This window comes from Microcoleus sp. T3_B1 (assembly GCF_036700445.1).
Lineage (GTDB): Bacteria > Cyanobacteriota > Cyanobacteriia > Cyanobacteriales > Microcoleaceae > Microcoleus.
Genome location: NZ_JAUBOX010000005.1, coordinates 135,315 through 161,426 on the forward strand (window position 1 = coordinate 135,315; position 26,112 = coordinate 161,426).

Here is a 26,112-nt window from a genome sequence, read left to right on the forward strand (position 1 = left end):
GGGATTCTTGCTTCATCCGTCCTCTCGCTTGATTATTGCTAATCCCCTGTTTGGATACGTCCACAAGCGCACACGGACTGCCCGACCGCATTTGAAATGATTTACTTAATTGTTTGTTCCTCTTTCCTACACTATGTCGCACGTAGCTGAGCATTGTAGACGGGGAGAACCCAATATTGGCTATCTAGGCGTTTTATCGCGTTGCCATTTCTCTCTTAACATAGTATTCCAGAATGTGTCAAGAGAAAGCCGTCATAAAATGACGGGGCTTGTACCCAAAATTTTGGTCAACAGTCAACAGTCAACAGTCAACAGTCAACAATTCCTAATTTCCCATGATTGACAATCTTTCCTTACCAGAACTGGTAGCCCAGATGTTCGTGGTGCGCGCTTCTGGCTACTTGTTCGACCACCAAATTCGCTATCCCGAATGGGAACCAACTGCTAGCAAACTCCGCTATTATCTGGAAAATTTGGGCGTCGGTGGGGTGATTTTGGTGGGGGGAAGTGCTGCAGAGTTGGCGGTTCGATCGCACCAATTGCAGTCTTGGGCTAAGTTTCCGCTGTTGCTGGCGGCTGATATTGAGGAAGGTGTCGGCCAGCGGTTCGCAGGGGCAACTTGGTTCGGGCCGCCGATGGCGATTGCCGAAGTGGCGCGGCAGGATGCAGGTAAAGCCGATCGATATGCTGAACAAATGGGCGCTGTCACTGCGATCGAAGCTAGGGCGATCGGTCTAAATTGGATTCTCGCACCGGTGGTTGATGTTAACAACAATCCCGACAATCCTGTGATTAACGTCCGCGCTTTTGGCGAGACACCGGAAATTGTGGGGAAATTAGCCGCTGCTTTTATTCGCGGCGCAGGCCAACACCCGCTTTTGACTACAGCTAAGCATTTTCCCGGTCACGGGGACACGGCGGTTGATTCTCACTTGGAATTGCCGGTTTTGCCGCATTCGCCAGCGAGATTAGCCCTGGTTGAGTTGCCTCCTTTTGTTGAGGCGATGGCTGCTGGGGTCGATGCTGTGATGAGTGCTCACTTGCTGATTCCGGCTTGGGATGCGGAGTTTCCTGCTACTCTTTCTCGCAAAATTTTGATCGGGAAGCTGCGAGAAGAGTTGGGATTTGAAGGTTTGATCGTGACGGATGCTTTGGTGATGGGTGCGATCGCCAATAAGTACGGCGCTAATGAAGCTGCTGTTTTGGCGGCCCAGGCTGGTGCTGATGTTTTGCTGATGCCGCTTGACCCGGAAGGGGCGATTCTGGCTGTCTGCGAAGCTGTCACTCAAGGGCGAATTCCACTATCACAAATCAAGGAATCTGTCAAGCGAATTTGGAAAGCGAAAATAAAGGTGGGTTTGCCGATTTCTGACCCCCCCCAACCCCCAGGGCTGTTTCATTCTCACCAAAAACATGAATTTTGTAGGGGTAGTGCCCCCGTGCCTACCCCCGACCTAGAGGATTCGATCGGCAGATCAGACCAAGAGGACCGGCACGGGGGCACGGCCCCTACCGAGAATGAAAAAGCCCTGCCCCAACCCCCCCTTGCTAAGGGGGGGAGCAAGAATTTAGAATCGATCGAGTCGATCGACTTAGGTTTGCTGGCAACTCCCCAGGCAAGGGCCACTGCTGCCGATATTTTGCGAGATTCTTTGAAATTTGGCGGCAATCTACCTTTGCAGGTGGCAAAACCAGCAGAAAACCAGCTTTTGCGGAATTTGATTGTTGTAGATGATGTTTTGGGGTGCGAGTTTTTGGGAAACCACACTCCGGCGATCGCCCTTCCCGAACAGTTTGGTTACGAATTGCAACTGATTGACGATCGCACAGGGGCGATCGCTGATAATACAGGTGCAGAGCATTTTTCTCCGACACTGCTGCAAATTTTCATTCGCGGCAATTGCTTCCGAGGCAGTGCTGGTTTGACCGAAGCAGCTCAAGATTGGTTTAAGAAATTATTAAAAACGGGAGAACTGCAAGCCGTGTTAATTTACGGCAGTCCCTACGTTTTAGAGCAATTTTTGCCACACTTGCCTCCGAGTATTCCCTATGTATTTTGTTTTGGGCAGATGCCGGCAGCGCAATCTATCGTTCTAGAAGTGCTATTCGGCATTGACGCAAAGGGCAATGCTTGAGTTGCCCGACTTCGGAATCTTTCCTTTGTTGCTTGCTGCGTTAGGAGTGAAATTCATCAACCCGGTTTCTCGCGAGAAATTCTGCCTTTGGTGGCGAAGTATCCAGAAACCGGGAATTGGACGCGGGTTCCTAAGTTCTCAATAGAGCTTTCCAGCAGATCCGCCTGCTTGTGGGGAAAATGTGCTGCTTCTCCACATCCTAAGACAGATCCCATCACTTACTGATCGTTCCTATAATTTTTTTAAATTGACGGCAGTGAATTGTATAGCTGTATACGGACAAAATTTAACTTCCATATTCGTAAGTTTGGACTATATTATTACCAGGGCCATAAATTTTTTTAGTAAAACATTGAGGGCGCATTATGATTCACTCCACTATTCCCCAAATCCAATACTCTTTAGATGTGATCCAAGATGAAGCGCGTCACCTCGTCCACGAGGGCGTGCTGAGCCGCCAACAGCCTATCTACACGCTGTGCCAATTCATTCCCCCCCGGGAATGGGCTTGTGTAGAGTGCGAATTAGAAAAATGCGACTTCTTGCTGCGCGATCGCATCGCCGACCTGATCGGTTCTGAAAAATGGGAAAATGACTAAAGTTTGGTTCTCTTAAATTAAGTTGGCAAGTAAACTCCGGCTGTGTTAAAGACTCTTGATTCTTTAATACTAGGAATTTTCGGCGCGCAAATTTTCCAACTCGGCTCTGAGCGCTGCCATGTGTGCTGTTAATTCTTGAATCTCTAGCTTTACGTTAGGCTGTACAACCGACTCGGGAGGAGCATCAGTCGCTGCATCTGATTGCTTGGACGAGACAGATTCGCTGTCTGCATTCTCCCGATCGCCCGGTTGAGAGAAAATAGTATCTACAAAATTCCGGGCTTCTCGCTCAGTCATTTCTCCTTTTTCCAGCAGATCATCGGCTAGCTGGCCAAAATCTGACTTCAGTTTGTCAAGATTTTCTTCTCGCTTCAGGGGATCTTGCAATGTCTCAATTAAAAAGGAAGTTGCACCTAAAGTTAGGTGAAATCCTGTTTGCAGCATTTGAGGCAGGTTGTCGGGATTCATCTAAAAATGCCGCTAGAACGTTTTTCTGAGTTTTGGGTTCGCCAGTTGCTCCCAAGTGAGGGCGTAAAGCCGCTTCTTAGCGCGAAGATGCTGGCGTTGTGGGTCGCGATCGCCCCGATTCAGGAAATATCAGCTTTTGGGGGGACGTTTTGTCGTTGTGCCAATACTAATCGTATCATTACTTGGTAAATTAATAAATGTCAAGTGTAAATTTTTGTAACTACGAATCGAGACTTTCCCACTGGAAGGCTCAGTCTATTTTAGATTTTAGATTTTAGATTTTAGATTGAAGAGGACTTAGGCACGGCGACTAAAAAAACCCCGGTGGCTGATTCAATACGGTTCAGATAAGACTGATCCCCCCTAGCCAAGAGGGCGGGCACTCTTGGCACCGCCCCTACGAAGGGGGGGACAAGAAGTTGTTCAAAGTCAACCCCTACTCCCCTTCTTAAGGGGGATTTAGGGGGATCTCGCCCGGAATTAACAGTGTTAACCCAAGCGTATTGCGGTGGCTGATTACCCGTGCGTAAGTCCTGTTCAAGCCCGTTAAGGATACAGCGCTTCACCGGTGGAAGGGTCAAATATAAATAGTCGATCGAAGTCAAGCTGTACCGTCAGCCGATCGCCCGATCGCAAGCGAACACTCGCAGGTACTTGCACCTGTACAGTAGTTTCAGCGCTCCCCGAAGGCAAACTCGCCCGAATTAAAGTTTCTCGCCCCAGAGGTTCCACTACTTTTACCTCTACATCGAGGGGAACTTTTTCTAAAGCCCAAACATCGGTTTTCAAATCATCATCATCTTCTACTGTTTGTGGCGTAAAGATTTCTATATTTTCTGGACGGATACCCAAATCAAATCCTTGTCCTTCTCTCGCCTGCAATTTTTTCTGAATCGAGGGCGGACAGGCTAAAGCTTGCTCTCCTATTTGAAAGGATTCGTTAGTATAAATGGCCGGCAAAATGTTCATGGCGGGATTGCCTAAAAATGTTGCAACCATGCGGTTAGCTGGTTTCGCATAAATGCTTTGCGGGTCTCCAATTTGTTGAATTTTTCCCCCATTTAAGACTACAATCTTATCCGCTAAAGTCATCGCTTCCACTTGGTCGTGGGTGACGTAAATTGTGGTAATTCCCAGCCGTTGATGCAGTTGTTTAAGCTCGGCTCTAGTGTCATCTCGCAGTTGAGCATCGAGGTTAGAAAGCGGTTCATCTAAAAGGAATACTTTCGGTTCGCGGGCGATCGCCCTTCCCAGTGCTACCCGCTGCTGCTGTCCGCCTGATAGCTGTTTGGGCTTACGTTTGAGGAGATGGTCGATCGAGAGCGATCGGGCTACTGTTTCGACTCGTTCTTGAATTTTAGTCGGGTCAACATTCCGCATCCGCAATCCAAATGCCAAGTTTTCTGCGACAGTCATGTGCGGATAAAGCGCGTAATTTTGAAACACCATTGCTACATCCCGCTGTCTCGCCGGAATGTTGTTAACTAAATTATCTCCGATGTAAAGATTGCCGGAAGTAGCGGTTTCTAAACCTGCAATTGTCCGCATAATTGTGGATTTCCCGCAGCCGGAGGGCCCGACTAATACCCAAAATTCCCCGTCCGGGATTTTGAAGCTGATGTTTTCGATCGCGGTGACGTTTTGGTAGCGTCGGGTAATATTTTCTAAGCGAACATTTGCCATTTTTTAATTGTAATTGGTAATTGATAATTAGTGCTTTTTACCTTCATCTTTCAGCGTTCAGAAAACTGTTCCAATTCTAAAACTGTGCGGTCTAATTCTTCAACTATAGGCGTTAACTCAGCTTTGCGGAATGCTTCTACTAAAGAACGATAATACCAGAGAGAACCCTCTTTGCCGCCTTTGAAGCGTTCCCAAACAGTATCTCCTAATTGACGGGAATCTTTCAGGATCGATCGAGCATTATAAAGTTTATCAGCAGCCGAGACTAATCTGACCGAGGCAGAAGCCGTAGAAATGCGATCGATATAAGCTTGTTTTCGCTGACGCCAAGGGGGTTTCGGCGTCGCGTCACTGTCGGTACAGCCGTCTACAATCGCTGTGACCGAAAGCATCCAGGATACCCGCCACGTGATTCATCCGTCCAGAAATAAAAAACCTGTATCTGATGAAACTTGCCCCCCGAATTTATCGGTGGGGTCAATTCTTCAATCTAAAATCTAAAATCTAAAATCTAAAATCGATTGACGGTATCGCCAAAGCGGCGGCGGATGGCTTCGCGGGTGGTGGCGCCGCCTTGATCTTCGATCGCATCATGAAGCAAAGCTGCGATCGCCTCATCTTCATTGGCCCCATATTCTAAAGCTATACTAGCAGTGCCCAACAAATGGGCAATGTAGGGCACGCCGGAACCTTTGCGAACTTGGGTAGCGTGCAATTCGGCGGCATAGGTGAGGGCTTCTGAAAAACGGTTTGAGAGAATCATGAAAGTCACCTTTCTGAATTGCTATGATATATAAATTGTCCGGCTAAGTTGAAAAGACAAAATCTACCAATTTCAATCATGTCATCGAATGCGATCGAGAGCGATCGCTTGTAAATTTATAATCGTTAAACCGAGGTTGCGAGCATGACAGCTACTATAATTATACCAAAAAATCCCGACCAAAACTCCGAGCCAGAATTACCGCAAAAATTAGAAAACATACCAGAAATTCCGCCAGAATCTGAGCCTAAAAAAGTCATATCTCTGGCAGATTTTTTAGTCAGACCTGCTGATAGAATGGAATGGGTTGACGGCAACTTAGTGGAGAAAACAGGAATGACATTCAAGCACAGTCTAGCTCAATCTAAATTAGCCCGTTACTGGGGAAATTACAAAGACTCCAGCGGACAGGGAGGAGAAGTTCTCACCGAAATACTTTGCCGCACTAACAAACAGGGTCGCCGTCCCGATGTTGCTTACATTACTCCTGAACTGCTGCCAGAATCAGGCAATTTTACAGCATTTTCCCAAAGTTTTCCTTTGATAGCGGAAGTTGCTTCTCCGGAAGATAGCGGCGAAGAGTTATTTGCGAAAGCTCAGGAATATTTGGAATCGGGATGTTTAGAAGTTTGGTTGTTGTTTCCTGAAGCTAGATTAATATTTGTCAATGCAGGGCAACGCTGGCGGTTGTTTAATACGGATGAAGTTGTTAACACTCAAAGTGTGCTTGCAGGTTTTAGCGTAGCTGTGAGTGAATTGTTGGCTTGAGGTATTTGTTAAACTAATTTATTAAAATCCTAAAAAGAGAAACTCACGGTGAGAAACTTTAGCTTAAGACTGGGTTTAATGAGAATGTGGGAACGATCAAATCGAGTTTAAGATCGACCTACAGGTAACTTTGAAGTATTGATACAGTTAACATCTAATTAGGGGACTGCGGCATAGACTGAAAAGGACTGACCCTAAAGGGTAAGCAGATTCATCCCACGACTAAAAGCCCAGGGCTTTCTTTGGGATTTTCTGTAAACGGTAGTCTTCCATTGGAATGAGGTTGAGAGATTGTTGGTGGAGTGCGATCGCCTTTAAATTTGAGCCAGAACGATCGCCCGATTTACTAAAAAAACACTCGGCTAACAGATCGCCCGCTGATCGCAGTCTCCCAGCCACTCCAGCAACCAACGGCACATCAACCAACGAGGGCGATTGTTGCAGTTGCGTGAGAAAGAGAAAACCACTTGCAGCTTGCTAATGCGACTGCTGGTTGGAGGTACGACATTAATTGTTAGCGTCGGTGTCTAGGCAGGAATTTAAGCGCCTTGAAAGCTTTACCAAGGTGGATTGAATATCAAGCTAGCAATTCCTCAAAGTCTATTTTATAGAGAAGCTACTACCATGTCTCTGCCAAACTCATCCCTGAATCTATTTAAACTTAAGCGCAAACTTTCCCTGCGATCGCTCTTGATTGTCCCGTTTGTTGTACAAATCTTTGCAGCAGTTGGATTAACGGGATATATTTCTCTGAGAAATGGACAGAAGGCAGTCAATGAAGTTGCCAGTCAGTTACGACAAGAGATGAGCTATCGCCTCAACCTGCAAGTTCTAAACTATGTGGAAAAACCTTATATTGCCGGACAAGTGATCGTAGCTGCCGCCCAAGAGAGTCAGCTTGATTTAACAGATTTCACCAAACTGGAACGAACTTTGTGGCGGTTAGTCAGCCAAAATACCCTCGAAGACGTGCAAATTGGTTTAGAGGATGGAATGAATATTGCCCTAGAGACAACAATCAATGACGGCATCGTTTCTCGCCTCAGTGACAAAGCGCGTCTACCTCAACGCCAATTCTACAAACTTGACGATCGAGGTCAACGAGTCGCACTGCTCAAAACTCAGGCAGAGTTTGACCCTCGGACTCGACCCTGGTATCAAGTTGTACAGAAAGCTGGAAAATCAGCCTGGACATCTGTGCCCTACGTCAGCAGTTCGTATCAATCGGCTACGCTGGCTCTATCCCAGCCGATTTACAATCGCGATGGAACGTTACTAGGGGTGCAAAAAAGCACCTTTCGGCTGGACAAGATTCATCGTTTTCTGAGCGAGTTGAAGGTGGGTCAAACGGGACAAACGTTTATCGTAGATCGATCGGGCAATCTGATTGCCAGTTCCATGATCAAACAGCCTTACATTCTGGATCTTAAAAATGAGGAGTTGCAACAAATTCCTGCCGTCAAGTCTGAAAATCTTGTAATTCGTACCACCGCGCAAGCCATCCTCGATCGATTTGGCAACTTCAACGCTATTGCACAGAATCAACAGCTTGATTTTATGCTGGCCAACCAACGGCAGTTCGTGCAGGTTTCCGCCATTCGAGACGAACGAGGTATCGATTGGTTCAGCGTCGTTGTAGTGCCTGAATCAGATTTCATGGCACAAATCAATGCCAATACTCGCACCACAATTTTGCTGTGTCTAGGGGCTTTGGTGGTGACGACTATACTGGGTCTTTTTACTTCGAGTTGGATTACCAAACCGATTTTGCAGCTACAAAAAGCCAGTCAGGCAATTAGTTCGGGACAGTTGGATCAAACACTTCAGGTGCAAGGCATTAGTGAATTAGAATCGCTGGCAGATTCCTTTAATCAGATGGCGAGTCAACTCAAAGCCTCCTTTATCGAACTGGAAAGCCGTGTTGAGGAACGCACCGCAGAACTGAAAGAAGCAAAACTGGTAGCCGATGGCGCAAACCAAGCAAAAAGCGAATTTCTTGCCAACATGAGCCACGAACTCCGCACTCCCCTCAACGGTATTTTGGGCTATGCTCAAATCCTCAACCGCAGCAGCGCATTGCCAGCGAAAGAACGTCATGGGGTAGAAATCATTCACCAGTGTGGTTCTCATTTGCTGACGCTGATTAACGATGTGTTGGACTTGTCCAAAATTGAAGCCGGTAAATTAGAACTCGCACTTCAAGCGATTCACTTTCCCTCATTCCTCCAAGGTGTCGCTGAAATCTGCCGCATTCGTGCCGACCAAAAAAACATTGGCTTCGTTTACGAGCCCGATCCACATTTGCCTGAAGGGATTTTTGCCGATGAAAAACGGCTGCGTCAGGTGTTACTCAACTTGGTGGGAAATGCGATTAAATTCACCGACAAAGGTTCTGTCACGCTCAAGGTTGCCGTAGTTGAGAATCCTCCCAATCCATCCACTCCTGCTTTCAAATTTCAAGTTGAGGATACGGGTGTAGGAATTGCGCCCAATCATTTGGAGAAAATTTTTCAGGCTTTTGAACAAGTGGGCGATCGCCAGCGCCAAGCCGAGGGCACCGGTTTAGGACTGGCAATTAGCCAAAGAATTGTCCAACTTATGAACGGACAAATCCAAGTTAACAGCCAACCCGGAGTCGGGAGTGAGTTCTTTTTTGAGGTGGAACTGGCGATCGCCACCGATTGGGTACAGCAAAACTCCTTCACAACAGGAAAACAAATTATTGGTTACGAAGGACAACGACGCAGCATACTTGTAGTAGACGATCGTTGGGAAAACCGAGCCGTTCTGGTCAACTTGTTAGAGCCGCTAGGATTCCAACTTAGTGAGGCAGAAAATGGACAAGCAGGATTGGAAAAAATACGACAGTCTCAACCTGACTTAGTGATTACAGACTTGGCAATGCCAGTCATGGACGGCTTTGAACTGCTCAAACAAATTCGGAGTGCAAAGGATTTGCAACACCAGAAGATCGTAGTCTCTTCTGCATCAGTATCACAAGCCTATCGACAGATGAGTTTAGATGCAGGGGGAAATGATTTCCTGGCAAAGCCAGTGGAAGTCAGTGAATTATTTAACCTCTTAGCCACTCATTTGGAATTAAAATGGAAATATGAAATGACAGGCTCCAACGAGTCTGAACCATCCACTCCAACCACTGCATTAGAGAACCCAGAAGGGATGATTATTCCTTCTGCGGTAGACTTAAAAAAGTTACTAGAATTGGCACAACAAGGCAACTTAAAACGGCTACGATCGCACACAGAGCATATTGCTCAATCTAACCCTCGCTACGCTAATTTTGCCTCAAAAATTCTTCAGTTGGCCAAGCAATTTAAAGCCGAAGAGATTGAAGAGTTGCTACAACAACATCTCACAGAGAAGAAAGCCGATGTCTAGTCCTGAATTAATTCTGGTAGTGGATGATACCCCTGCAAACTTAGAAGTAGTTTGTGAAACTTTAAGTGATGCGGGGTACGAAGTAGCAACCGCAATCAATGGCGATCGCGCTCTTAAGCGAGTCCAAGCTTATCCTCCGGATCTGATCTTACTCGATGTTCAAATGCCAGGAATTGACGGCTTTGAAACCTGCAAGCGTCTGAAGGCAGATCCGAAAACCGCAAGTATTCCCATCATTTTTATGACCGCTCTCTCCGATGCCGATAGTAAGGTGAAAGGATTTGTCCTGGGTGCTGTGGACTACATCACCAAACCCTTTCAAGAACAGGAGGTGCTAGCACGGGTAAAAACTCATTTGCAGCTACGGCAGTTAACTAAAAATCTCGAACAGCGTGTAGCTGAGAAAACCGCTGATTTAGAAGCAGCACTCACACAACTGCAACAGTCTCAGCTTCAGTTAGTCCACACCGAAAAAATGTCTGCTTTGGGCAATTTAGTGGCGGGTGTCGCGCACGAAATTAATAACCCGCTTGGCTTTATTGCTGGTAATCTGAAACCCGCTCAGGATTGTATAAAAGACCTCTTTCAAGTTATCGCTCTCTACCAAAAAGAACTCCCTTATCCAAGTGCCACGCTACAGGAGTTCCTGGAGGAAATAGACTTGGAATACTTACAAGAGGATTTACCCAAGTTAATTGATTCGATGCAAGAAGGAGTCGATCGCATTCACACAATCAGCACCAGTTTAAGAACCTTCTCGCGTTCGGATTGCGATCGCCCCATTCCTTACAATATCCACGACGGGCTTGACAGCACAATCTTGATTCTCAAGCATCGCCTCAAAGCCAACGAATGTCGCCCGGAAATTGCAGTCATCACAGACTATGGCGATCTGCCACAGGTAGAATGCTTTGCCGGACAGTTGAATCAGGTATTTATGAATGTGCTGGCAAATGCGATCGATGCCCTTGAGGAATCAAATAAAGGACGCAGTTTTGCTCATATCAAAGCCAACCCCAACCAGATTACTGTCAAAACCCACTTGTCGGAATCTCAGGCAGTGATCCGAATTCAGGATAATGGGATTGGCATGACGGATGCGGTGAAGCCAAAAATCTTTGAGCATCTGTTTACCACCAAAGGCGTGGGGCAAGGAACAGGGCTGGGATTGGCGATCGCTCGTCAAATCGTAGTCGAGAAACACTCTGGAACTCTAGAAGTTAACTCAACTTTAGGTGAAGGTACAGAGTTTGTGATTTCAATTCCGCTGAAGGCGATCGCTGTAAAAGACATTCAGGCAAGGATCTGCGTTGACGCAGTATAACAAATCGTTGCAGGGGCAGCAGAAACATGATTAATCGCCTCTTCAAACCCTCCAAACTATTGATATAGTAGTACGCGGTGCAAAAAACGGTAAACCATGACAGCCACAAATCTCGTCAATGAATTTGAGTACAAACCCCTATACAAACCAAATCAATTAATTTGCGTGCGATTCGTTTAACCTAAAATAAGCTAAAAAGCTTATGGGAAGGTTAGCCCAGTTGATGAGACTGGTGATAACTGGTTACATTTGTAGGTGAGACTCTGTGAGTCAAGTCCTATCCCGCAAGTGCAGCGGTGAAAGCATATCCCCTAGTTTATTGGGTAGCAACCATTAGACTAAAGCGGGGATAAAAGGCAGAACTACTAGGAGCCGAACCCGGTAACTGTCGAGCAAGAGTCCATGCGTAGCGAAAGCAAAGATGCGTTTGAACCATCGTTAATTGAAATGGTGTAATGGCTAAATCATGGATAAAACCGTTGAAAAACGCGGTAAAGACTGATTAACACCAAGCCAAAAGGCAAGGATAGGGCATAAGTAGCTGCAAATCTGACTTATAAGCACTGCCCGTAATCCCGGTGGACAGTATCACGCTAAAGACTCAATCAATGTGTAATCGGAACGAAGTAACCCCTAATTATCTCTGGGAAAGGTCGATAACCAGTAAGTAGCTAACGAATGATAGTTGGGGGCGGGATTGTATCAGAAGCGAATGCCTTGCTGTAATGGTAAGGATATGCTGACGGATACACGGTAATTCCAAAGGAATAAAACAATTAGCAATGAATAAATCTAATACGCTGAACAATCAGACGGTGGAGTGGAAAGACCTGAATTGGCGCAAGCTAGAAAGGGTAACTTTTAAGTTGCAAAAGAGAATATTCCAAGCGAGTGAACGTGGTGATGTTAAAGCAGTTCGCAAACTTCAGAAGACCCTGATTAGGTCTTGGTCTGCAAAATGTATCGCAGTTCGTAGGGTAACACAAGACAACCAGGGCAAAAATACGGCTGGCGTGGATGGCGTTAAATCGTTGACCCCAAAGCAACGTAGTAACCTGGCAGGAAAGTTGAAGCTAACAGGTAAGGCAAAACCCACTCGTAGGGTAAACATTCCCAAGCTTGGAACGACTGAAACTAGACCATTAGGAATACCCACAATCAACGACCGCGCTTTGCAAGCCCTAGTTAAGCTAGCGTTAGAACCTGAATGGGAGGCAAAATTTGAGCCTAACAGTTATGGTTTTAGACCAGGGCGTTCCTGTCACGATGCGATTGGAGCAATATACAACTGTATCAACCAAAAAGCCAAATATGTGCTAGATGCTGATATAGCTAAATGCTTTGACCGTATAAACCATGAAGCATTGATCTCAAAAATAAATACATACCCTACCTTAAACCGACAACTGAAAGCTTGGCTCAAGGCAGGGTACTGTGACCAGGGTTCTTTATTCCCTACCAATGATGGTACACCACAAGGCGGGGTGATCTCACCTTTACTTGCAAATATTGCCTTACATGGTATGGAAGAAAGAGTGAAACAGTACGCAGAGACATGGAAAGGGGATAAAACGAGAAATCGCTTCGCCCTTAGCCTAATCCGTTACGCTGATGATTTTGTGATAATCCATGAGGATTTAAACGTAATCAAGAAATGTCAAGAGATCATAGCAGAGTGGTTGAATGATATGGGATTGGAATTAAAACCAACCAAAACAAAATTAACCCACACCCTTATTGAAATTAACGGTAATGTTGGGTTTGAGTTTCTAGGATTCCATGTACAGCAGCACAAAGTAGGAAACTACCGTAGCGCCAATAGTTCAAACGGAATCCCGTTAGGTTTTAAAACACTAATCACCCCTTCAAAAGCCAAGGTAAAGCTACATCTAACCAAGATTGCCGAAGTAATAGACACCCATAAAACTGCCCCCCAAGCAGCCCTGATTAGCAAGCTGAATCCAATCGTCGGGGGATGGTCAAACTATTACTCCACAGTCGTTAGTAAGGATACCTTCTCAAAAGTTGACCATCTAACATGGGAAAAATTAAGAGCTTGGGCAAAAACCAGGGGAAAAGGGAACATCAATATCGAGAAATATTGGCGAAAGTCAGGCGACCGTAATTGGTGTTTCAGTACCGAGAATGGATTGGAATTACTCACCCATGCAAATACGCCAATCGTCAGGCATACAAAAGTCAAGGGTGTTGCTAGTCCGTTTGATGGAGACTGGATTTACTGGAGTAAGCGACGTGGCGAAAGCCCAGATACACCTAAAAGAGTTGCATCTTTAATCAAGAAACAAAAGGGTATCTGTTCACACTGTGGTTCGTACTTTACCAGTACGGATATTGTAGAAGTTGATCATGTTAATCCGATTTCGAGTGGTGGAAAAAACACCTATGATAATCTTCAACTTTTACATAGACATTGCCACGACACAAAGACGGCGAACGATAGTTGCCTCCAAAAGAACTATGACAGTAACCCGTTTTGAATCGTATCCATAACAAGGATGGAATTATCAAGGAGCCGGATGAGGTGAAAGTCTCACGTCCGGCTCTGAAGGAGAGGTAGGAGTGGTAACGCTCCTATCGACTCTAACGGAACGGGGCAAACAGCCATTGTCAGTGGCTGGACAGTAAAAAGTGCGATCGGCAAAAAATTACAACCCAACGAGTTTGCTGTCATCGGACAACTATACTCTCCTACTCGCGGCATCAACTTCTTAATTAGAAACTTGCTGTGCAATCCCCACGTCCGCTTTTTAGTAATTCTCAACGCTACTAAAGAAGACAGCAACTCCGGTGCTGCCGCGTGCTTGCTCGACTTTTTTCGTAACGGATTTGAAGCCGGCAAAAGCGATACTGGCAGAGATTGCTGGCTAATTAAATCTTCAATATTTGGCTACATTGATATTGAAATAGCAGCAGAAGCCTTAGAACTATTGCGTCATTCAATAGAATGGAAAGAAGCCAAATATATAGCAGAAACTGTGAGCTGTGTCAAGTCTTTTTCCCAAAAAGAATCTGTTGAACCTTGGGGAGAACCCGTAACTTTTCCGCTAGTCGAAATCGTCCCGACTGTACTCCCCGGTCAGAAATACGGACACAGAATCGAAGGCAAAACTATCGCCGAAACTTGGGTAAAAATCATCCACCGAATTAAGACCACTGGCACCTTACGGCCGACTGGTTACGACGGACAGTGGCAAGAATTAATCGACTTAATGGCAGTGATTACAGATGAACCTGCGGAGTTCTATTTCCCTGAACCAAATTACTTACCAATAGACCGTGATTTCCTCGAACAGTACAAACCGCAAATGCTGGAAGATGCCCCCTATAACGAAGGCATTAAATATACTTACGCACAGCGGATGCGGTCGTGGTTTGGACGCGATCAAATCGAAGAAGTTATTGCCAAACTAATTAAGGAAATTGACGCGGCAAGTGCTGTAATTAGTTTGTGGGATGCAGGCGGAAATATCAACAGAAGACCTGACGGTTCCTCCGACCACCAGCACAGTGGCAGTCCTTGTTTAAATCACATTTGGGTGCGAGTTGTGGATGAGGAAATATCGCTAACTGCAACTCTCCGCAGTAACGATATGTTTGCGGCTTGGCCGGCCAATGCAATGGGTTTGCGGGCTTTGCAGCAGCACATTCGAGATGAAATTGCGAGGCGTTCCGATTATAATTTGACGATGGGCCCGTTGGTAACGCTGAGTCAATCGGCTCACTTGTATGACGATACCTTTGAAAATGCCGATCGACTTATTCAAACCCAATATGCTAAAATCTGCGAAGATAGAGACTTTTTCGATGCAGCAGGCAATTTTTTAGTTGAAGTAGCCGACAATCAAATAGTTGTCACGCAAACCACTCCCGGCAGCGGCGAAGTTGTCACCTGTTATTCTGGAACAAACCCTCTCAAGTTAGTGCGAGAAATTTGTGCGGCTTCCCCTGCCATCAAAGGCGAGCATATTGGTTATTTGGGAATAGAATTGCAAAAGGCGGCCGAGTGTCTGAAAACGAGCAAGCAATACATCCAGGATAGACGATGAATTTAGAAGAAGAAAGACCGACTTGGGACGAATACTTCTTAATGTTGGCAAAATTGGCCGCTACTCGATCGACTTGTCTGGCTTTTCCTGTAGGCGCGGTGATAACTAAAAACAGGCAAGTTTTAGCAACCGGTTACAACGGTTCGCCGTCAGGTTCGGCACACTGTACAACTCAAGGCTTCTGCTATCCTGGTTTGAGTAGTTGCGACGCCAGCAAAACTTTGCCCTCAAGGGCGGTTCATGCGGAAGCAAATGCGATCGCCAAAGCTGCTAAACACGGTATATCTACTGCTGGGGCTAGTATTTACGTCACCTTAGAACCCTGCATCTATTGTTTGAAATTAGTCATTGCGGCGGGCATTAGAGAAGTGTTTTACGAAACGAGTTTTAACAGTGGAGAAAAAGCTGCTTTGAGAGATACTTTTATCAGTGAAGGTATTGTTGAGTTAAAACAAATTCAGCTATCTGAAGATACAGCAAAAAAGGCGGCTTTGTTTTTGTTGAATCCTACATCTGTGTCCAAAAATTTAGTATAGGATCAATCCTCCACGTGGTTGTGGCAGCCACAGGAAATAAATGTGCTGTGTTCCTATAAATGATATTTATTTGGTGGTAATTTGTTGGGATACGGCAGTGCCGTATCCTAAATCCCGCGTGATACACAGGATATTATGTCCGGTCCCTAATACGGTAGGGGCGGGTTCACCAAAAATATCTGCCAATAATTGACAATCTCAAAAACCCGCCCTTTTAATCGCTCGATCAGACATGATATGATATTTATTTTACCCTTTGCAAAGACACAGCACTGCCGTGTCCTTACAAAAAATAGAGATGGCAATTAACCAAAAAACGGCATTAGAAATTGTGAATACCGTGTAGTTGAATCAATCAAACTCATTCACAGCTTGCAAATAGTCGATCGCCGCATCTATCCTCGAAGAATACTTAAAAGCAAACTGATCGAACCAATATCCCTCATCGGAATTTTTATCCAACTTTTTCAGCCAAACCTGAGCTTGCCTAACTTTCTGTCTGTGCGTTTGTACGTCCAACTGCTGCCCCGCCACTTTTTCTGCTGGCTGCGGTTCCAGTGAAGCCACTGCCTGAGCTTGATTTTGTGCTTCGTGCTCAGCCTTAAGCGGTTGCTGTGAAACTGCTTCCTGAGCTTGATTTTGCGCTTCGTACTCAGCCTTAATTTGAGCTAAATCCTTATCCAAAGAACCAGCATACAAATTTATATCTGATGTTTTAAATGTTTGATTTGACGGCACTGCAGCTTGTGGCAAAGGCGCTTGTGCTGGCACCGGCGCCTGAGTTTTCAACTCAGCATTTTTTTGAGATGCTTGATACTCTGCCTTAAGTTCACCTAACAGGCGATCGATAGATTCCATAACTTAAACCCCTTAAAAAATGCTGCTGGGCTAATTGGCACAAATATAATCGCGTGACGCGCGCCTCCTCAATCAGTTATTGCATTCAGCAATACCTCTGTCAGGGTCATTCCTTCAATATCATCCATCGTCACAGTATCAACGATATCGAATTTAGCCCCGGCGCTTTGCAGTTCGTCATCCAATATTTTGAGAAACTTAGTAGCTTCCGGCGCATTCCCTACTTGAATGAAAGAAATCGCCAGCTCTTCATCTCGATCGAGCTTCCGCGAAGCCTCTATAATGGTTTTCATCACTTCTTTGCGATCGTCCGGTTCCCCGTCCGTCACCACTAATATTGTTTCCCCATTTAGCTTGGCCTTACCGGATGCTTTGCGCTGAAAATAACTGTTCAGGGCGTCTTGCAGAACAGCAGCTAAATTCGTAGTCCCCGAAGGTTCGTTTTCTTGGAAAATTTGCACGACTTTAGCTGCTGTTACGTTGTCATATCGCTTGAAGCGACCGGAAAACACATAAACTGTTATGCCATCAGGATCGAGTTCTTCGCATTTATTCGCCAATGCGATCGTCGATTCTTGCATGAGCGCCCACCGACTTTTACCGCCTATCTGGTCTTTTGTGTACATACTGCCGCTTTTGTCAATAATTATGGTATAATCGCGGTTCTGAAGCATAAGATTTTTCCTGTTAATTAAGTTCCAAAAATATCAAAACCAGCGAGCAGAAGCTGTTGAGCTTTAGTTGCTCGCTGCGTTTTTTAGTTGATTTGCGATCGCAAATACCGGAATTTAAGCTGCAACTAAAGCATCTTTAAGTGGCTTCCAGCTAAAAGCTCGATCGCCCCCCATCTCAACTGCTATTTTAACTCGCGGTTCTAACGTCGGCAAAACAGTCAAATACTCAATCTCCTGACTCGACAAAATCTGCCCTTCAATAATCCACAGCACCAGTCCTTTTGCTTTCGGCGGCAAATTGTCTAATTGAGTTTGCAACAGCGGCGGCACGAAGTACGTATAACCCACAGCCCCTTCATTTCCAGTAGTTTTTTTGCCCAAATGCGGCGGCCGCACGCCGTGAACCCCGGTCAAATACATCGCCAAATCACCCAAACCCCGCGCCGAAATCGTGTACCCACCGTAGCCCGCAGCCCTCAGCCTGCGGAGGTAGCGCCCCTCAAATCCTCCCTCTAAAGGAACGTACAGGGCCAGCGACCCCGACTTTTCCAAATCCCGAATTAGATCAGATCCCGTCGTAATCAGTCCCATAAATTTGTGTTTCCTGCTGTATCAAAATTTGGTCGATCGCTGCTTGCGAGCTGGAAATATTATAAATGCTAAAGTTGAGCCGAAAAATTCTCATCCGGGCCTTGACAAACGCCAAACACTTCATGTACTATTGTGAATTGTCGCCGTAAAGGATACTGAGTAGTTTGCTGCTCAAGTCCTGGCGCAAACAAGCAAGACCGAGACAAAACTCGGAGATCTAGCAGGTAAAAAGCCGCGAATCTCAACCCTTGCAAGACTTCCACAAGCTCGCTCCCAAATTTAAAACTCAAATTTTAAACACCGAGGAAGGCTGTTGGTTGATAACAGTTAATTGCAGGAACACTGAAATAAATGTTTCTGCACAAGAGCAAGCGGATTGACGAAAACTTCGCAATCCGAAACCTCTTGCGTAAATAAAAGGAAGAAAATCCGTGTCTGTAGGCATTCTTGGCACTAAACTAGGCATGACTCAAGTGTTTGACGCCGAAGGGAGAGCCATCCCCGTCACCGTCATACAAGCAGGGCCTTGTACAGTAACTCAAATCAAAACAAAACAAACTGACGGCTACGGTGCCGTTCAAGTTGGATACAACGAAGTCAAACCAAAGGCTCTCAACAAGCCAGAACTAGGACACCTTGCCAAGTCGGGGGCGAATCCACTGCGCCACTTGCAGGAATACCGATTGGAAGACACCAGTTCATTTGAATTAGGTCAACAACTAAAAGCAGATACCTTTACACCGGGACAAATAGTAGATGTCATCGGTACAAGCATCGGTAAAGGTTTTGCAGGTTTTCAAAAGCGCCACAACTTTAAACGAGGCCCCATGTCTCACGGTTCCAAGAACCACCGCGAGCCTGGATCGATCGGACCTGGAACTACTCCTGGTCGCGTTTATCCCGGTAAAAGAATGGCAGGACGTATGGGCAACGTTCAAGTCACCGTCCGCAAACTAACAATTGTCCGGGTGGATACAGAGCAGAATTTACTGCTAATTAAGGGAGCAGTTCCCGGCAAAGCTGGCGCCTTAGTCAATGTTGTGCCTGAGAAAAAAGTAGGACGTTAGTCAGTAGTCAGTAGTCAGTAGTCAGCAGTCAGTAGATAGTGGTTGGCCGTTAGTAGCAAGCAATAACTAAGAACTAAAAGCTGAAAACTAAGAGCTGAAAACTAAGACCTGAGAACAGACAACAGACGACAGACAACAGACAACAGACAACTAATCAACAGACAACTAACAACAGACAAAGGACAAAAGATATGGTTAACTGTGTAGTGCGAAATTGGCAAGGCGAAGAAGTTGGGGAAACAACTTTAGAACTGCGCGTAGCCAAAGAAGAAAATGCGTCTCACATCGTTCACAGAGCATTGACGCGGCAACTGAATAACGCTCGTCAAGGAAATGCTTGCACCAAAACTCGATCGGAAGTCAGAGGCGGTGGCCGCAAACCCTGGCGTCAAAAAGGCACCGGCCGAGCCAGAGCAGGTTCTATCCGTTCTCCGCTGTGGCGGGGCGGCGGTGTCATCTTCGGGCCAAAACCGAGAGACTTTGAAGTCAAAATGAACAAAAAGGAACGCCGTCTCGCTTTGCGGACAGCATTCCAAAGTCGCACCGAAGACATCATTGTGGTTGAAGAATTTGCAGAGCAATTTCCGAGACCGAAAAGCAAAGAATTGCTGAGTGCGATCGCCCGCTGGGGTATCGAACCCGATACAAAAGTTCTGTTAATCTTGCCAGAACCGCAACCAAACGTCTACTTATCAGGACGCAACATCGAATTAGTAAACGTCATCTTGGCAACATCCCTGAATGTTTACGACGTTCTCGCGGCTGACAAAATTATCGTCACATCTACAGCCATAGCTAAAATTCAGGAGATTTACGGTGAGTAAAATCGACCCCCGCGACTACGCAGATTTGATCCAGCGTCCGATTCTCACCGAGAAAGCTACCCGAATGATGGAATTAAATCAATTCACATTCGACGTAGCCCCCAAAGCGACGAAGCCTCAAATCAAAGCTGCAATCGAAGAACTATTTAAGGTCAAAGTCATCGGCGTCAACACCCAAAACCCGCCGCGCAAAAAGCGTCGAGTTGGCAAATTCGTCGGCTTTAAACCTTGTTACAAGCGAGCAACCGTAACTCTGACCGACGGAGACTCGATCCGCAAACTCCTATTCCCAGAAGTCTAGACGATTTTGGATTTTAGATTTTAGATTTTAGATTTTAAATTGCGGTTAACTGGTGGAAATTCTCGAACCAGAAAACTCGTAAGTTAACCAAAGATCGCCAATCTTCAACCTAAAATCTAAAATCGATAAACGTCAAATCCAAAATCCAAAATCCAAAATCTAAAATAGATCGATTATGGGCATCCGTTCTTACCGACCTTATACCTCCAGCACCCGAGAACAAACCGTCTCGGACTTTGCTGAAATTACCAAATCAGAACCAGAAAAGTCTCTTACCAGCAACAAGCACACCAAACAAGGCCGCAACAACCGAGGCGTCATCACCTGTCGCCACCGGGGAGGCGGTCACAAACGGCTTTATAGAGACATCGACTTCCGCCGCGACAAACACAGCATTCCCGCTACCGTCAAGGCGATCGAATATGACCCCAATCGCAACGCCCGCATCGCCCTCCTGTTCTACAAAGACGGCGAAAAACGGTACATCCTGCACCCGCTCAACTTAAACGTCGGTACAGTAATTGTCTCAGGCCCAGACGCGCCGATCGAAATCGGCAACGCCCTCCCCCTGAAGAACATTCCCCTTGGTACCAGCATCCACAACGTCGAGCTAGTACCCGGAAAAGGCGGACAAATCGTTCGCTCCGCCGGCTCCAGCGCTCAGCTAATGGCAAAAGAAGGTAGCTACGTCACCCTCAAGCTGCCATCCGGCGAACAGCGCAAAGTCCGCGCCGACTGCTACGCCACCATCGGTCAAGTCGGCAACACCGACGCCAGAAACATCAGCCTGGGTAAAGCCGGTCGCACCCGCTGGAAAGGTCGCAGACCCACCGTTCGCGGTAGCGTCATGAACCCGGTAGACCACCCGCACGGCGGTGGCGAAGGCAGAGCTCCCATCGGACGTCCGGGGCCTGTCACTCCTTGGGGTAAACCAGCATTGGGTGCAAAAACTCGACGCAAAAACAAGCGCAGCGACGCTTTAATCGTCCGGCGTCGCCGCAAAGCTTCCAAGCGCGGCAAGGGCGGCAGACAAAGCTAGTCATCAGTCAGCAGTCTTCAGTGCTTAGTTATTAACTGCTAACTAATGACTGAGGACTGATGACCAATGACTGCTTAATTCTGACTAATGACTCCTGAATTACTAAAAAAATCATGTCTCGATCGCTAAAAAAAGGGCCTTTTGTCGCAGATGCTCTGATGACAAAAATCGAAAAACTCAACGCCGCGGGCCAAAAACAAGTAATTAAAACTTGGTCGCGCTCTTCCACAATCCTGCCCCAAATGGTAGGTCACACGATCGCCGTTCACAACGGCAGACAGCACGTACCCGTCTACCTCACCGACCAAATGGTAGGTCACAAACTTGGAGAATTTTCCCCCACTCGCACCTTTAGAGGTCACGCGAAAAGTGGTGATAAAAAGGCGAAAAGATAGCCGAATTAGGTGACAGGTAATAGGTAGTCGGAAAAAAAAAATTACCAATTACCAATTACCTTTTGCCCAATTACCAATTACCAATTACCGAAATCGAAATGGCTATAGATACCACATCCGAAATTAAGGCGATCGCCCGTTACATCAGAACATCCCCCTTCAAAGTGCGCCGAGTCCTCGACCAAATTCGTGGCAAAAGCTATCAAGAAGCGCTGATTTTACTCGAATTCATGCCCTACCGCGCCTGCGAACCAATCGTCAAAGTTTTGCGATCGGCAGTAGCAAACGCCGAACACAACGCAGGATTGGATAAATCCAAGCTAGTAGTGTCTCAAGCTTACGCAGACCAAGGCCCAGTCCTCAAACGCTTTAGACCCCGCGCTCAAGGTCGCGCCTACCAAATCCGCAAGCCAACCTGTCACATTACCGTAGTAGTAGCTCCGCTCGTAGAAAACTAAACCAGGGAAAAACGTAAGAGGTAATAAACAGCTTAAAGTTGAAAAAAATGGGTAATCACCAATTACCAATTACCAATTACCAATTACCAATTACCAATTAACTCATCAACTATTATGGGCCAAAAAATACATCCAATTGGTTTTCGCCTCGGCATTACCCAAGAGCACCGCTCTCGCTGGTTTGCCGATCCCAAAAACTATCCAGAACTCTTGCAAGAAGACTATAAAATTCGCAAGTACGTTCGTAAAACCCTCAGCAATGCTGGGATTTCCTCGGTCAAAATTGAGCGGAAAGCCGATCAAATCGACCTAGAAGTCTTCACCGCCCGACCAGGCGTTGTCGTAGGCCGCGGCGGAGCAGGCATCGAAACCTTGCGCGTCGGTTTGCAGCAGCAACTCGGTAGCAACCGCCAAATCCGCATCAACGTCGTCGAAGTTCAGCGAGTAGACGCCGATGCCACACTGATCGCGGAATACATCGCTCAGCAACTAGAACGGCGCGTATCCTTCCGCCGAGTAGTCCGCCAAGCAATCACCCGCGCCCAAAAAGTCGGCATCCAAGGCATCAAAATTCAAGTCAGCGGACGCCTCAACGGCGCAGAAATCGCCCGTACCGAATGGACGCGCGAAGGAAGAGTCCCCTTGCACACGCTGCGGGCTGACATCGACTACTCCTACTGCACTGCTCAAACCATCTACGGTATTCTGGGCATTAAAGTTTGGGTTTTCAAAGGCGAAATTATTCCCGGACAGGAACAAGAGGCTGCACCAAATGCAGCAGTGCCCCGCACCAAACAAAAGCGCCGTCGCCAGAACTTTGAAGATCGATCGAACGAAGGCTAGCTAATTGTTAACTGTTAGTTGTCACTTGTTAATTGTCAGTTGTTCCAAACCAATTAGCAATTAGCAATCACCAATTACCAATTACCAATTACCAATTACCCAACTCCCTTTCGCCATGTTAAGCCCTAAAAGAACCAAATTCCGCAAACAACAGCGCGGGCGAATGAGCGGTGTTGCCACCCGCGGCAACACAGTTAGCTTTGGCGACTTCGCGCTCCAAGCAGTCGAACCCGCCTGGATTACTTCCCGCCAAATAGAAGCCGGACGGCGCGCCATGACCCGTTATATCCGCCGGGGCGGCAAAATCTGGATTCGCATTTTTCCCGACAAACCAGTCACCCAGCGCGCAGCAGAAACCCGGATGGGTTCTGGTAAAGGCTCACCAGAGTTTTGGGTTGCCGTGGTCAAACCGGGCCGGGTAATGTTTGAAATTGGCGGCGTAAGTGAAGAAACTGCCCGCGAAGCAATGCGTTTGGCATCTTTCAAATTACCAATTAAAACCAAGTTCATCACTCGCGAAGAAGACCAGTCATAGCGAAGAGCGAAGGTAGAATTAGGTCTGTATTAATCAGCATTTTAAACGGCTACAGCATTTTAAAATCTGGCTTTCATAACTTTTCTTTCCTTCGACCTTCAGCCAAGCGAGACAATTCTGTCTTCTGTCATACCGCTCGCTAACGAGAAAGCACACAATTATGTCTTTGACCAAGATTAAAGAAGCTAGAGAATTAAGCGATGCTGCAGTAGCAGAGCAAATTTTAGCCGTCAAGCGCCAACTAATGGAATTGCGGCTCCAGCAAGCTACCGGCCGCATGGAAAAGCCTCACCTGTTCAAGCACGCCAAACACCGCCTAGCTCAATTGATGACAGTTGAACGCGAGCGCCAAATCGTTGCTGAGAAAGAAGCAGCAGCAAAATCAGCCGCAGCTAAACAGGTAGCACAGCCTGCTGCAACCGCAGCAGTCAGCCAAGAGTCAGAAGCAGCCGAGCCGACGATCGCACAGTAGCTAAAAACAAGTCAATTGCACAACAAAAATAGGTAGCTATGGCAATTAAAGAACGAGTTGGCGTAGTAGTCAGCGACAAGATGGATAAAACCGTCGTGGTAGCAATCGAAAACCGCTCCTCCCACACCAAATACGGCAAAATCGTAGTCCGCACCAAGCGCTACAAAGCTCATGACGAAGAAAATCAGTGCAAATCGGGCGATCGCGTTCGCATCACTGAAACTAGACCACTGAGCAAAACCAAACGTTGGACGGTTGCTGAGATTTTCGGGACAAAAAACGGCTAACAGTTAATTGCGATCTCGCGATCGCCCGATCGGTACTTGATTAATCAATTAGCCGTCAACAGTCAACAGTTAACAGTCAACAATCACCATGATTCAACCCCAGACATACCTCAATGTCGCCGACAATAGCGGAGCCCGCAAACTGATGTGCATCCGCGTATTGGGAGGCGGCAACCGTCGCTACGGCGGAGTCGGCGATGTTATCATTGCCGTCGTCAAAGACGCCATCCCCAATATGGCCGTCAAAAAATCAGATGTCGTTCGGGCCGTCGTTGTCAGAACCCGCAAAGGTTTGCGCCGCGACAGTGGCATGAGCATTCGTTTTGACGATAACGCCGCCGTTATTATCAACGTAGACGGCAACCCCAAAGGCACGCGCGTCTTCGGCCCCGTCGCCCGCGAACTGCGCGACAAAAACTTTACTAAAATCGTTTCCTTAGCCCCGGAGGTACTTTAAAATGTACGGAAAAAAGGGTAAACCAACTAGCGAGCCGCAGCGCTACAGAATGCACGTCAAAGCAGGCGACACCGTGCAAATAATTACTGGCAAAGAGAAAGGAAAAGTCGGAGAAATCTTAAAGACATATCCTAAAGTCAGCAAAGTAATTGTTAAAGGTGTAAACATCAGAACCAAGCACGTCAAGCCCCAGCAAGAGGGAGAGTCCGGGAAAATACTCACGTTTGAGGCTCCCATTCACAGCTCCAATGTCATGCACTATTCCGAAAAAGAAAAAATAGCTAGCCGCGTTTGCTATACATTTAGCGAAGATGGCCGGAAACTGCGACAGCTCAAAAAAACTGGAGAAATCATCGATAATTAGTCATTAGTCATTAGTCATTAGTCATTAGTCATTAGTCATTAGACAAATGCTTTCCTGACAACAGTCAACGGACAACAGTCAACGGACAACTGACAACGGACAACTGACAACAGTCAACTGACAACTAATAATTCCCTGACCAAGCCCAGGGACAGTTAACGAAACACAAAAACTATGCCGGACAAACTCAAGGTTCTTTATCAAGGAAAAATCGTTCCCACACTGATGGATCAGTTTAAATATACTAATATCCATCAGGTCCCCAAACTCGTCAAAGTCACAGTGAACCGCGGTTTGGGAGAAGCATCTCAAAACGCTAAGGCACTGGATTCGTCGATCAACGAAATTGGCATCATCACCGGTCAAAAACCAGTGGTGACGCGGGCGAAAAAAGCGATCGCAGGCTTCAAAATCCGCAAAGGAGTACCCGTCGGCGTTATGGTGACGCTGCGCGGCGATCGGATGTACGATTTTCTCGATCGGCTGATCAACCTCGCACTCCCCCGAATCCGTGACTTCCGCGGCATCAGCCCCAAAAGCTTCGACGGGCGCGGCAACTACAGCTTGGGTCTGAGAGAACAGCTAATTTTTCCAGAAATAGAATATGACCGCATCGATCAAATTCGAGGCATGGACATTTCAATTATCACCACAGCAAACACCGACGAAGAAGGACGCGCCTTGCTTAAAGAAATGGGAATGCCGTTCCGGGACAACTAAGCACTAGAGTAAGAAGCAAAAGATGGCAGCTAACGATACCATAGCAGATATGTTGACGCGCATTCGCAATTCTTGCATGGCGCGCCACCAAACAACGCAAATTCCAGCTACAAAAATGACCCGCAGCATCGCCCAAGTCCTCAAAAGTGAAGGCTTCATCGGCGAATTTGAAGAAGCAGAAGCAGAAGGGGTCAAGCGACATTTAGTGCTTTCTCTAAAGTACAAAGGTAAAACTCGCAAGCCCATTATCACGGCACTTAAGCGAGTCAGCAAACCAGGACTGCGCGTTTACTCGAACCGTAAAGAATTGCCCAGAGTGTTAGGCGGAATTGGCATAGCCATTATTTCTACCTCCAGCGGCATTATGACCGATCGAGAAGCTCGACGCCAAGGTTTGGGCGGTGAAGTGCTTTGTTATGTTTGGTAGTCATTAGTCATTAGTCATTAGTCACTGGTCGTTGGCAACAGACTCAAAAATCAATCAC

General features: G+C 46.6%; 30 protein-coding genes and 1 pseudogene. 22 read left to right on the plus strand and 9 right to left on the minus strand.

Annotation, left to right across the window (positions count from 1 at the left end; translation table 11 throughout):
* Nucleotides 1-335 precede the first annotated feature (335 nt).
* Nucleotides 336-2,135 carry a glycoside hydrolase family 3 N-terminal domain-containing protein gene (locus tag QT990_RS05085; protein ID WP_333465000.1) on the plus strand — a complete coding sequence of 600 codons (1,800 nt, stop codon included), beginning with the start codon at nt 336-338 and terminating at the stop codon, nt 2,133-2,135.
* A gap of 56 nt (nt 2,136-2,191) precedes the next feature.
* Here QT990_RS05085 and QT990_RS05090 read toward each other — a convergent pair whose 3' ends face one another.
* On the minus strand, nt 2,192-2,350 hold the full coding sequence (locus tag QT990_RS05090) for a hypothetical protein (RefSeq protein ID WP_333306560.1): 159 nt from the start codon (nt 2,348-2,350) through the stop codon (nt 2,192-2,194).
* 150 nt (nt 2,351-2,500) lie between these two features.
* Between QT990_RS05090 and QT990_RS05095 the strand changes: the two genes are divergently transcribed.
* On the plus strand, nt 2,501-2,734 hold the full coding sequence (locus QT990_RS05095) for a DUF4327 family protein (RefSeq protein WP_333255834.1): 234 nt from the start codon (nt 2,501-2,503) through the stop codon (nt 2,732-2,734).
* A 69-nt stretch (nt 2,735-2,803) separates the two neighbouring features.
* On the opposite strand, the gene QT990_RS05100 is transcribed toward QT990_RS05095, so the two are convergent.
* The 4 genes and pseudogenes from QT990_RS05100 to QT990_RS05115 all read right to left on the minus strand — a co-directional run.
* Nucleotides 2,804-3,202 (minus strand): hypothetical protein, encoded by a 399-nt coding sequence (locus tag QT990_RS05100; RefSeq protein WP_333142837.1) that lies wholly within the window; start codon nt 3,200-3,202, stop codon nt 2,804-2,806.
* 546 nt (nt 3,203-3,748) lie between these two features.
* On the minus strand, nt 3,749-4,885 hold the full coding sequence (locus tag QT990_RS05105) for an ABC transporter ATP-binding protein (protein ID WP_333142836.1): 1,137 nt from the start codon (nt 4,883-4,885) through the stop codon (nt 3,749-3,751).
* A gap of 50 nt (nt 4,886-4,935) precedes the next feature.
* Entirely contained in the window at nt 4,936-5,277 is a 342-nt protein-coding gene (locus QT990_RS05110; RefSeq protein WP_445300659.1) for a hypothetical protein, read from the minus strand.
* A 134-nt stretch (nt 5,278-5,411) separates the two neighbouring features.
* Nucleotides 5,412-5,648: pseudogene (locus QT990_RS05115) on the minus strand (HD domain-containing protein); the annotation flags it as partial.
* A gap of 144 nt (nt 5,649-5,792) precedes the next feature.
* Between QT990_RS05115 and QT990_RS05120 the strand changes: the two are divergent.
* Complete coding sequence (locus QT990_RS05120; RefSeq protein ID WP_333142835.1) at nt 5,793-6,416, plus strand: Uma2 family endonuclease; 624 nt, start codon at nt 5,793-5,795, stop codon at nt 6,414-6,416.
* Nucleotides 6,417-6,638: 222 nt separating this feature from the next.
* Here QT990_RS05120 and QT990_RS05125 read toward each other — a convergent pair whose 3' ends face one another.
* Complete coding sequence (locus QT990_RS05125; protein ID WP_333142834.1) at nt 6,639-6,842, minus strand: hypothetical protein; 204 nt, start codon at nt 6,840-6,842, stop codon at nt 6,639-6,641.
* A 144-nt stretch (nt 6,843-6,986) separates the two neighbouring features.
* On the opposite strand from QT990_RS05125, the gene QT990_RS05130 reads away from it, so the two are divergent.
* From QT990_RS05130 to QT990_RS05150, 5 genes are all read left to right on the plus strand, one after another.
* The gene (locus tag QT990_RS05130; RefSeq protein WP_333306556.1) at nt 6,987-9,815 is read left to right on the plus strand and encodes an ATP-binding protein; all 2,829 of its coding nucleotides are present in this window, start codon (nt 6,987-6,989) and stop codon (nt 9,813-9,815) included.
* Nucleotides 9,808-11,139, plus strand: coding sequence for a response regulator (locus tag QT990_RS05135; RefSeq protein WP_333465001.1), 1,332 nt, complete (start codon nt 9,808-9,810; stop codon nt 11,137-11,139). The genes QT990_RS05130 and QT990_RS05135 overlap by 8 nt, the downstream gene beginning before the upstream one ends.
* A 782-nt stretch (nt 11,140-11,921) precedes the next feature.
* A complete protein-coding gene (ltrA, locus tag QT990_RS05140; RefSeq protein WP_445252009.1) occupies nt 11,922-13,637 on the plus strand; it encodes a group II intron reverse transcriptase/maturase in 1,716 nt (571 codons plus the stop codon).
* A gap of 243 nt (nt 13,638-13,880) precedes the next feature.
* A complete protein-coding gene (locus tag QT990_RS05145) occupies nt 13,881-15,206 on the plus strand; it encodes a thymidylate synthase (protein ID WP_333465002.1) in 1,326 nt (441 codons plus the stop codon).
* Nucleotides 15,203-15,742 (plus strand): dCMP deaminase family protein, encoded by a 540-nt coding sequence (locus tag QT990_RS05150; RefSeq protein ID WP_190658002.1) that lies wholly within the window; start codon nt 15,203-15,205, stop codon nt 15,740-15,742. The genes QT990_RS05145 and QT990_RS05150 overlap by 4 nt, the downstream gene beginning before the upstream one ends.
* A 351-nt stretch (nt 15,743-16,093) precedes the next feature.
* Here QT990_RS05150 and QT990_RS05155 read toward each other — a convergent pair whose 3' ends face one another.
* The 3 genes from QT990_RS05155 to QT990_RS05165 all read right to left on the minus strand — a co-directional run bounded on the left by QT990_RS05155 (nt 16,094) and on the right by QT990_RS05165 (nt 17,865).
* A complete protein-coding gene (locus QT990_RS05155; RefSeq protein WP_333465003.1) occupies nt 16,094-16,600 on the minus strand; it encodes a salt stress protein, Slr1339 family in 507 nt (168 codons plus the stop codon).
* A gap of 68 nt (nt 16,601-16,668) precedes the next feature.
* Nucleotides 16,669-17,274 carry a VWA domain-containing protein gene (locus tag QT990_RS05160; RefSeq protein ID WP_333465004.1) on the minus strand — a complete coding sequence of 202 codons (606 nt, stop codon included), beginning with the start codon at nt 17,272-17,274 and terminating at the stop codon, nt 16,669-16,671.
* 114 nt (nt 17,275-17,388) lie between these two features.
* Complete coding sequence (locus QT990_RS05165; RefSeq protein WP_333306546.1) at nt 17,389-17,865, minus strand: NAD(P)H-quinone oxidoreductase subunit N; 477 nt, start codon at nt 17,863-17,865, stop codon at nt 17,389-17,391.
* Between the two features lie 431 nt (nt 17,866-18,296).
* Here QT990_RS05165 and rplC point away from each other — a divergent pair, with 431 nt between their 5' ends.
* The 14 genes from rplC (at nt 18,297) to rpsH (ending at nt 26,054) form a co-directional block, all read left to right on the plus strand.
* The gene (gene rplC, locus QT990_RS05170) at nt 18,297-18,932 is read left to right on the plus strand and encodes a 50S ribosomal protein L3 (protein WP_333039608.1); all 636 of its coding nucleotides are present in this window, start codon (nt 18,297-18,299) and stop codon (nt 18,930-18,932) included.
* Between the two features lie 191 nt (nt 18,933-19,123).
* Nucleotides 19,124-19,756 (plus strand): 50S ribosomal protein L4, encoded by a 633-nt coding sequence (rplD, locus tag QT990_RS05175; protein ID WP_190657994.1) that lies wholly within the window; start codon nt 19,124-19,126, stop codon nt 19,754-19,756.
* Nucleotides 19,749-20,057, plus strand: a complete 309-nt coding sequence (locus QT990_RS05180) for a 50S ribosomal protein L23 (protein ID WP_006634999.1) — start codon at nt 19,749-19,751, stop codon at nt 20,055-20,057. The genes rplD and QT990_RS05180 overlap by 8 nt, the downstream gene beginning before the upstream one ends.
* A 175-nt stretch (nt 20,058-20,232) precedes the next feature.
* Entirely contained in the window at nt 20,233-21,096 is an 864-nt protein-coding gene (gene rplB / locus QT990_RS05185) for a 50S ribosomal protein L2 (protein WP_015178705.1), read from the plus strand.
* Nucleotides 21,097-21,209: 113 nt separating this feature from the next.
* Nucleotides 21,210-21,491, plus strand: coding sequence for a 30S ribosomal protein S19 (gene rpsS / locus QT990_RS05190; protein WP_006634997.1), 282 nt, complete (start codon nt 21,210-21,212; stop codon nt 21,489-21,491).
* Nucleotides 21,492-21,589: 98 nt separating this feature from the next.
* The gene (gene rplV, locus QT990_RS05195) at nt 21,590-21,949 is read left to right on the plus strand and encodes a 50S ribosomal protein L22 (RefSeq protein WP_190657986.1); all 360 of its coding nucleotides are present in this window, start codon (nt 21,590-21,592) and stop codon (nt 21,947-21,949) included.
* A gap of 114 nt (nt 21,950-22,063) precedes the next feature.
* Nucleotides 22,064-22,792, plus strand: a complete 729-nt coding sequence (gene rpsC / locus QT990_RS05200) for a 30S ribosomal protein S3 (protein WP_006634995.1) — start codon at nt 22,064-22,066, stop codon at nt 22,790-22,792.
* A gap of 115 nt (nt 22,793-22,907) precedes the next feature.
* Entirely contained in the window at nt 22,908-23,327 is a 420-nt protein-coding gene (gene rplP, locus QT990_RS05205) for a 50S ribosomal protein L16 (protein WP_333057788.1), read from the plus strand.
* A gap of 160 nt (nt 23,328-23,487) precedes the next feature.
* A complete protein-coding gene (rpmC, locus tag QT990_RS05210) occupies nt 23,488-23,799 on the plus strand; it encodes a 50S ribosomal protein L29 (RefSeq protein ID WP_333101806.1) in 312 nt (103 codons plus the stop codon).
* 38 nt (nt 23,800-23,837) lie between these two features.
* On the plus strand, nt 23,838-24,086 hold the full coding sequence (gene rpsQ / locus QT990_RS05215; RefSeq protein ID WP_006634992.1) for a 30S ribosomal protein S17: 249 nt from the start codon (nt 23,838-23,840) through the stop codon (nt 24,084-24,086).
* Between the two features lie 88 nt (nt 24,087-24,174).
* Nucleotides 24,175-24,543 carry a 50S ribosomal protein L14 gene (rplN, locus tag QT990_RS05220; RefSeq protein WP_333101805.1) on the plus strand — a complete coding sequence of 123 codons (369 nt, stop codon included), beginning with the start codon at nt 24,175-24,177 and terminating at the stop codon, nt 24,541-24,543.
* Between the two features lies 1 nt (nt 24,544).
* A complete protein-coding gene (gene rplX, locus QT990_RS05225; RefSeq protein WP_333057790.1) occupies nt 24,545-24,907 on the plus strand; it encodes a 50S ribosomal protein L24 in 363 nt (120 codons plus the stop codon).
* A 174-nt stretch (nt 24,908-25,081) separates the two neighbouring features.
* Complete coding sequence (rplE, locus tag QT990_RS05230) at nt 25,082-25,627, plus strand: 50S ribosomal protein L5 (protein ID WP_006634989.1); 546 nt, start codon at nt 25,082-25,084, stop codon at nt 25,625-25,627.
* Nucleotides 25,628-25,649: 22 nt separating this feature from the next.
* A complete protein-coding gene (gene rpsH, locus QT990_RS05235; protein ID WP_190657976.1) occupies nt 25,650-26,054 on the plus strand; it encodes a 30S ribosomal protein S8 in 405 nt (134 codons plus the stop codon).
* Nucleotides 26,055-26,112 lie beyond the last annotated feature (58 nt).

Bases quoted from the DNA above. Each gene is read 5' to 3' on its own strand.
- QT990_RS05085 (WP_333465000.1), top strand. From the start codon at position 336: ATGATTGACAATCTTTCCTTACCAGAACTGGTAGCCCAGATGTTCGTG.
- QT990_RS05090 (WP_333306560.1), bottom strand. From the start codon at position 2,350: ATGGGATCTGTCTTAGGATGTGGAGAAGCAGCACATTTTCCCCACAAG.
- QT990_RS05095 (WP_333255834.1), top strand. From the start codon at position 2,501: ATGATTCACTCCACTATTCCCCAAATCCAATACTCTTTAGATGTGATC.
- QT990_RS05100 (WP_333142837.1), bottom strand. From the start codon at position 3,202: ATGAATCCCGACAACCTGCCTCAAATGCTGCAAACAGGATTTCACCTA.
- QT990_RS05105 (WP_333142836.1), bottom strand. From the start codon at position 4,885: ATGGCAAATGTTCGCTTAGAAAATATTACCCGACGCTACCAAAACGTC.
- QT990_RS05110 (WP_445300659.1), bottom strand. From the start codon at position 5,277: ATGCTTTCGGTCACAGCGATTGTAGACGGCTGTACCGACAGTGACGCG.
- QT990_RS05120 (WP_333142835.1), top strand. From the start codon at position 5,793: ATGACAGCTACTATAATTATACCAAAAAATCCCGACCAAAACTCCGAG.
- QT990_RS05135 (WP_333465001.1), top strand. From the start codon at position 9,808: ATGTCTAGTCCTGAATTAATTCTGGTAGTGGATGATACCCCTGCAAAC.
- ltrA (WP_445252009.1), top strand. From the start codon at position 11,922: ATGAATAAATCTAATACGCTGAACAATCAGACGGTGGAGTGGAAAGAC.
- QT990_RS05150 (WP_190658002.1), top strand. From the start codon at position 15,203: ATGAATTTAGAAGAAGAAAGACCGACTTGGGACGAATACTTCTTAATG.
- QT990_RS05155 (WP_333465003.1), bottom strand. From the start codon at position 16,600: ATGGAATCTATCGATCGCCTGTTAGGTGAACTTAAGGCAGAGTATCAA.
- QT990_RS05160 (WP_333465004.1), bottom strand. From the start codon at position 17,274: ATGCTTCAGAACCGCGATTATACCATAATTATTGACAAAAGCGGCAGT.
- QT990_RS05165 (WP_333306546.1), bottom strand. From the start codon at position 17,865: ATGGGACTGATTACGACGGGATCTGATCTAATTCGGGATTTGGAAAAG.
- rplD (WP_190657994.1), top strand. From the start codon at position 19,124: ATGGTTAACTGTGTAGTGCGAAATTGGCAAGGCGAAGAAGTTGGGGAA.
- rplB (WP_015178705.1), top strand. From the start codon at position 20,233: ATGGGCATCCGTTCTTACCGACCTTATACCTCCAGCACCCGAGAACAA.
- rpsS (WP_006634997.1), top strand. From the start codon at position 21,210: ATGTCTCGATCGCTAAAAAAAGGGCCTTTTGTCGCAGATGCTCTGATG.
- rplV (WP_190657986.1), top strand. From the start codon at position 21,590: ATGGCTATAGATACCACATCCGAAATTAAGGCGATCGCCCGTTACATC.
- rpsC (WP_006634995.1), top strand. From the start codon at position 22,064: ATGGGCCAAAAAATACATCCAATTGGTTTTCGCCTCGGCATTACCCAA.
- rplP (WP_333057788.1), top strand. From the start codon at position 22,908: ATGTTAAGCCCTAAAAGAACCAAATTCCGCAAACAACAGCGCGGGCGA.
- rpmC (WP_333101806.1), top strand. From the start codon at position 23,488: ATGTCTTTGACCAAGATTAAAGAAGCTAGAGAATTAAGCGATGCTGCA.
- rpsQ (WP_006634992.1), top strand. From the start codon at position 23,838: ATGGCAATTAAAGAACGAGTTGGCGTAGTAGTCAGCGACAAGATGGAT.
- rplN (WP_333101805.1), top strand. From the start codon at position 24,175: ATGATTCAACCCCAGACATACCTCAATGTCGCCGACAATAGCGGAGCC.
- rplX (WP_333057790.1), top strand. From the start codon at position 24,545: ATGTACGGAAAAAAGGGTAAACCAACTAGCGAGCCGCAGCGCTACAGA.
- rplE (WP_006634989.1), top strand. From the start codon at position 25,082: ATGCCGGACAAACTCAAGGTTCTTTATCAAGGAAAAATCGTTCCCACA.
- rpsH (WP_190657976.1), top strand. From the start codon at position 25,650: ATGGCAGCTAACGATACCATAGCAGATATGTTGACGCGCATTCGCAAT.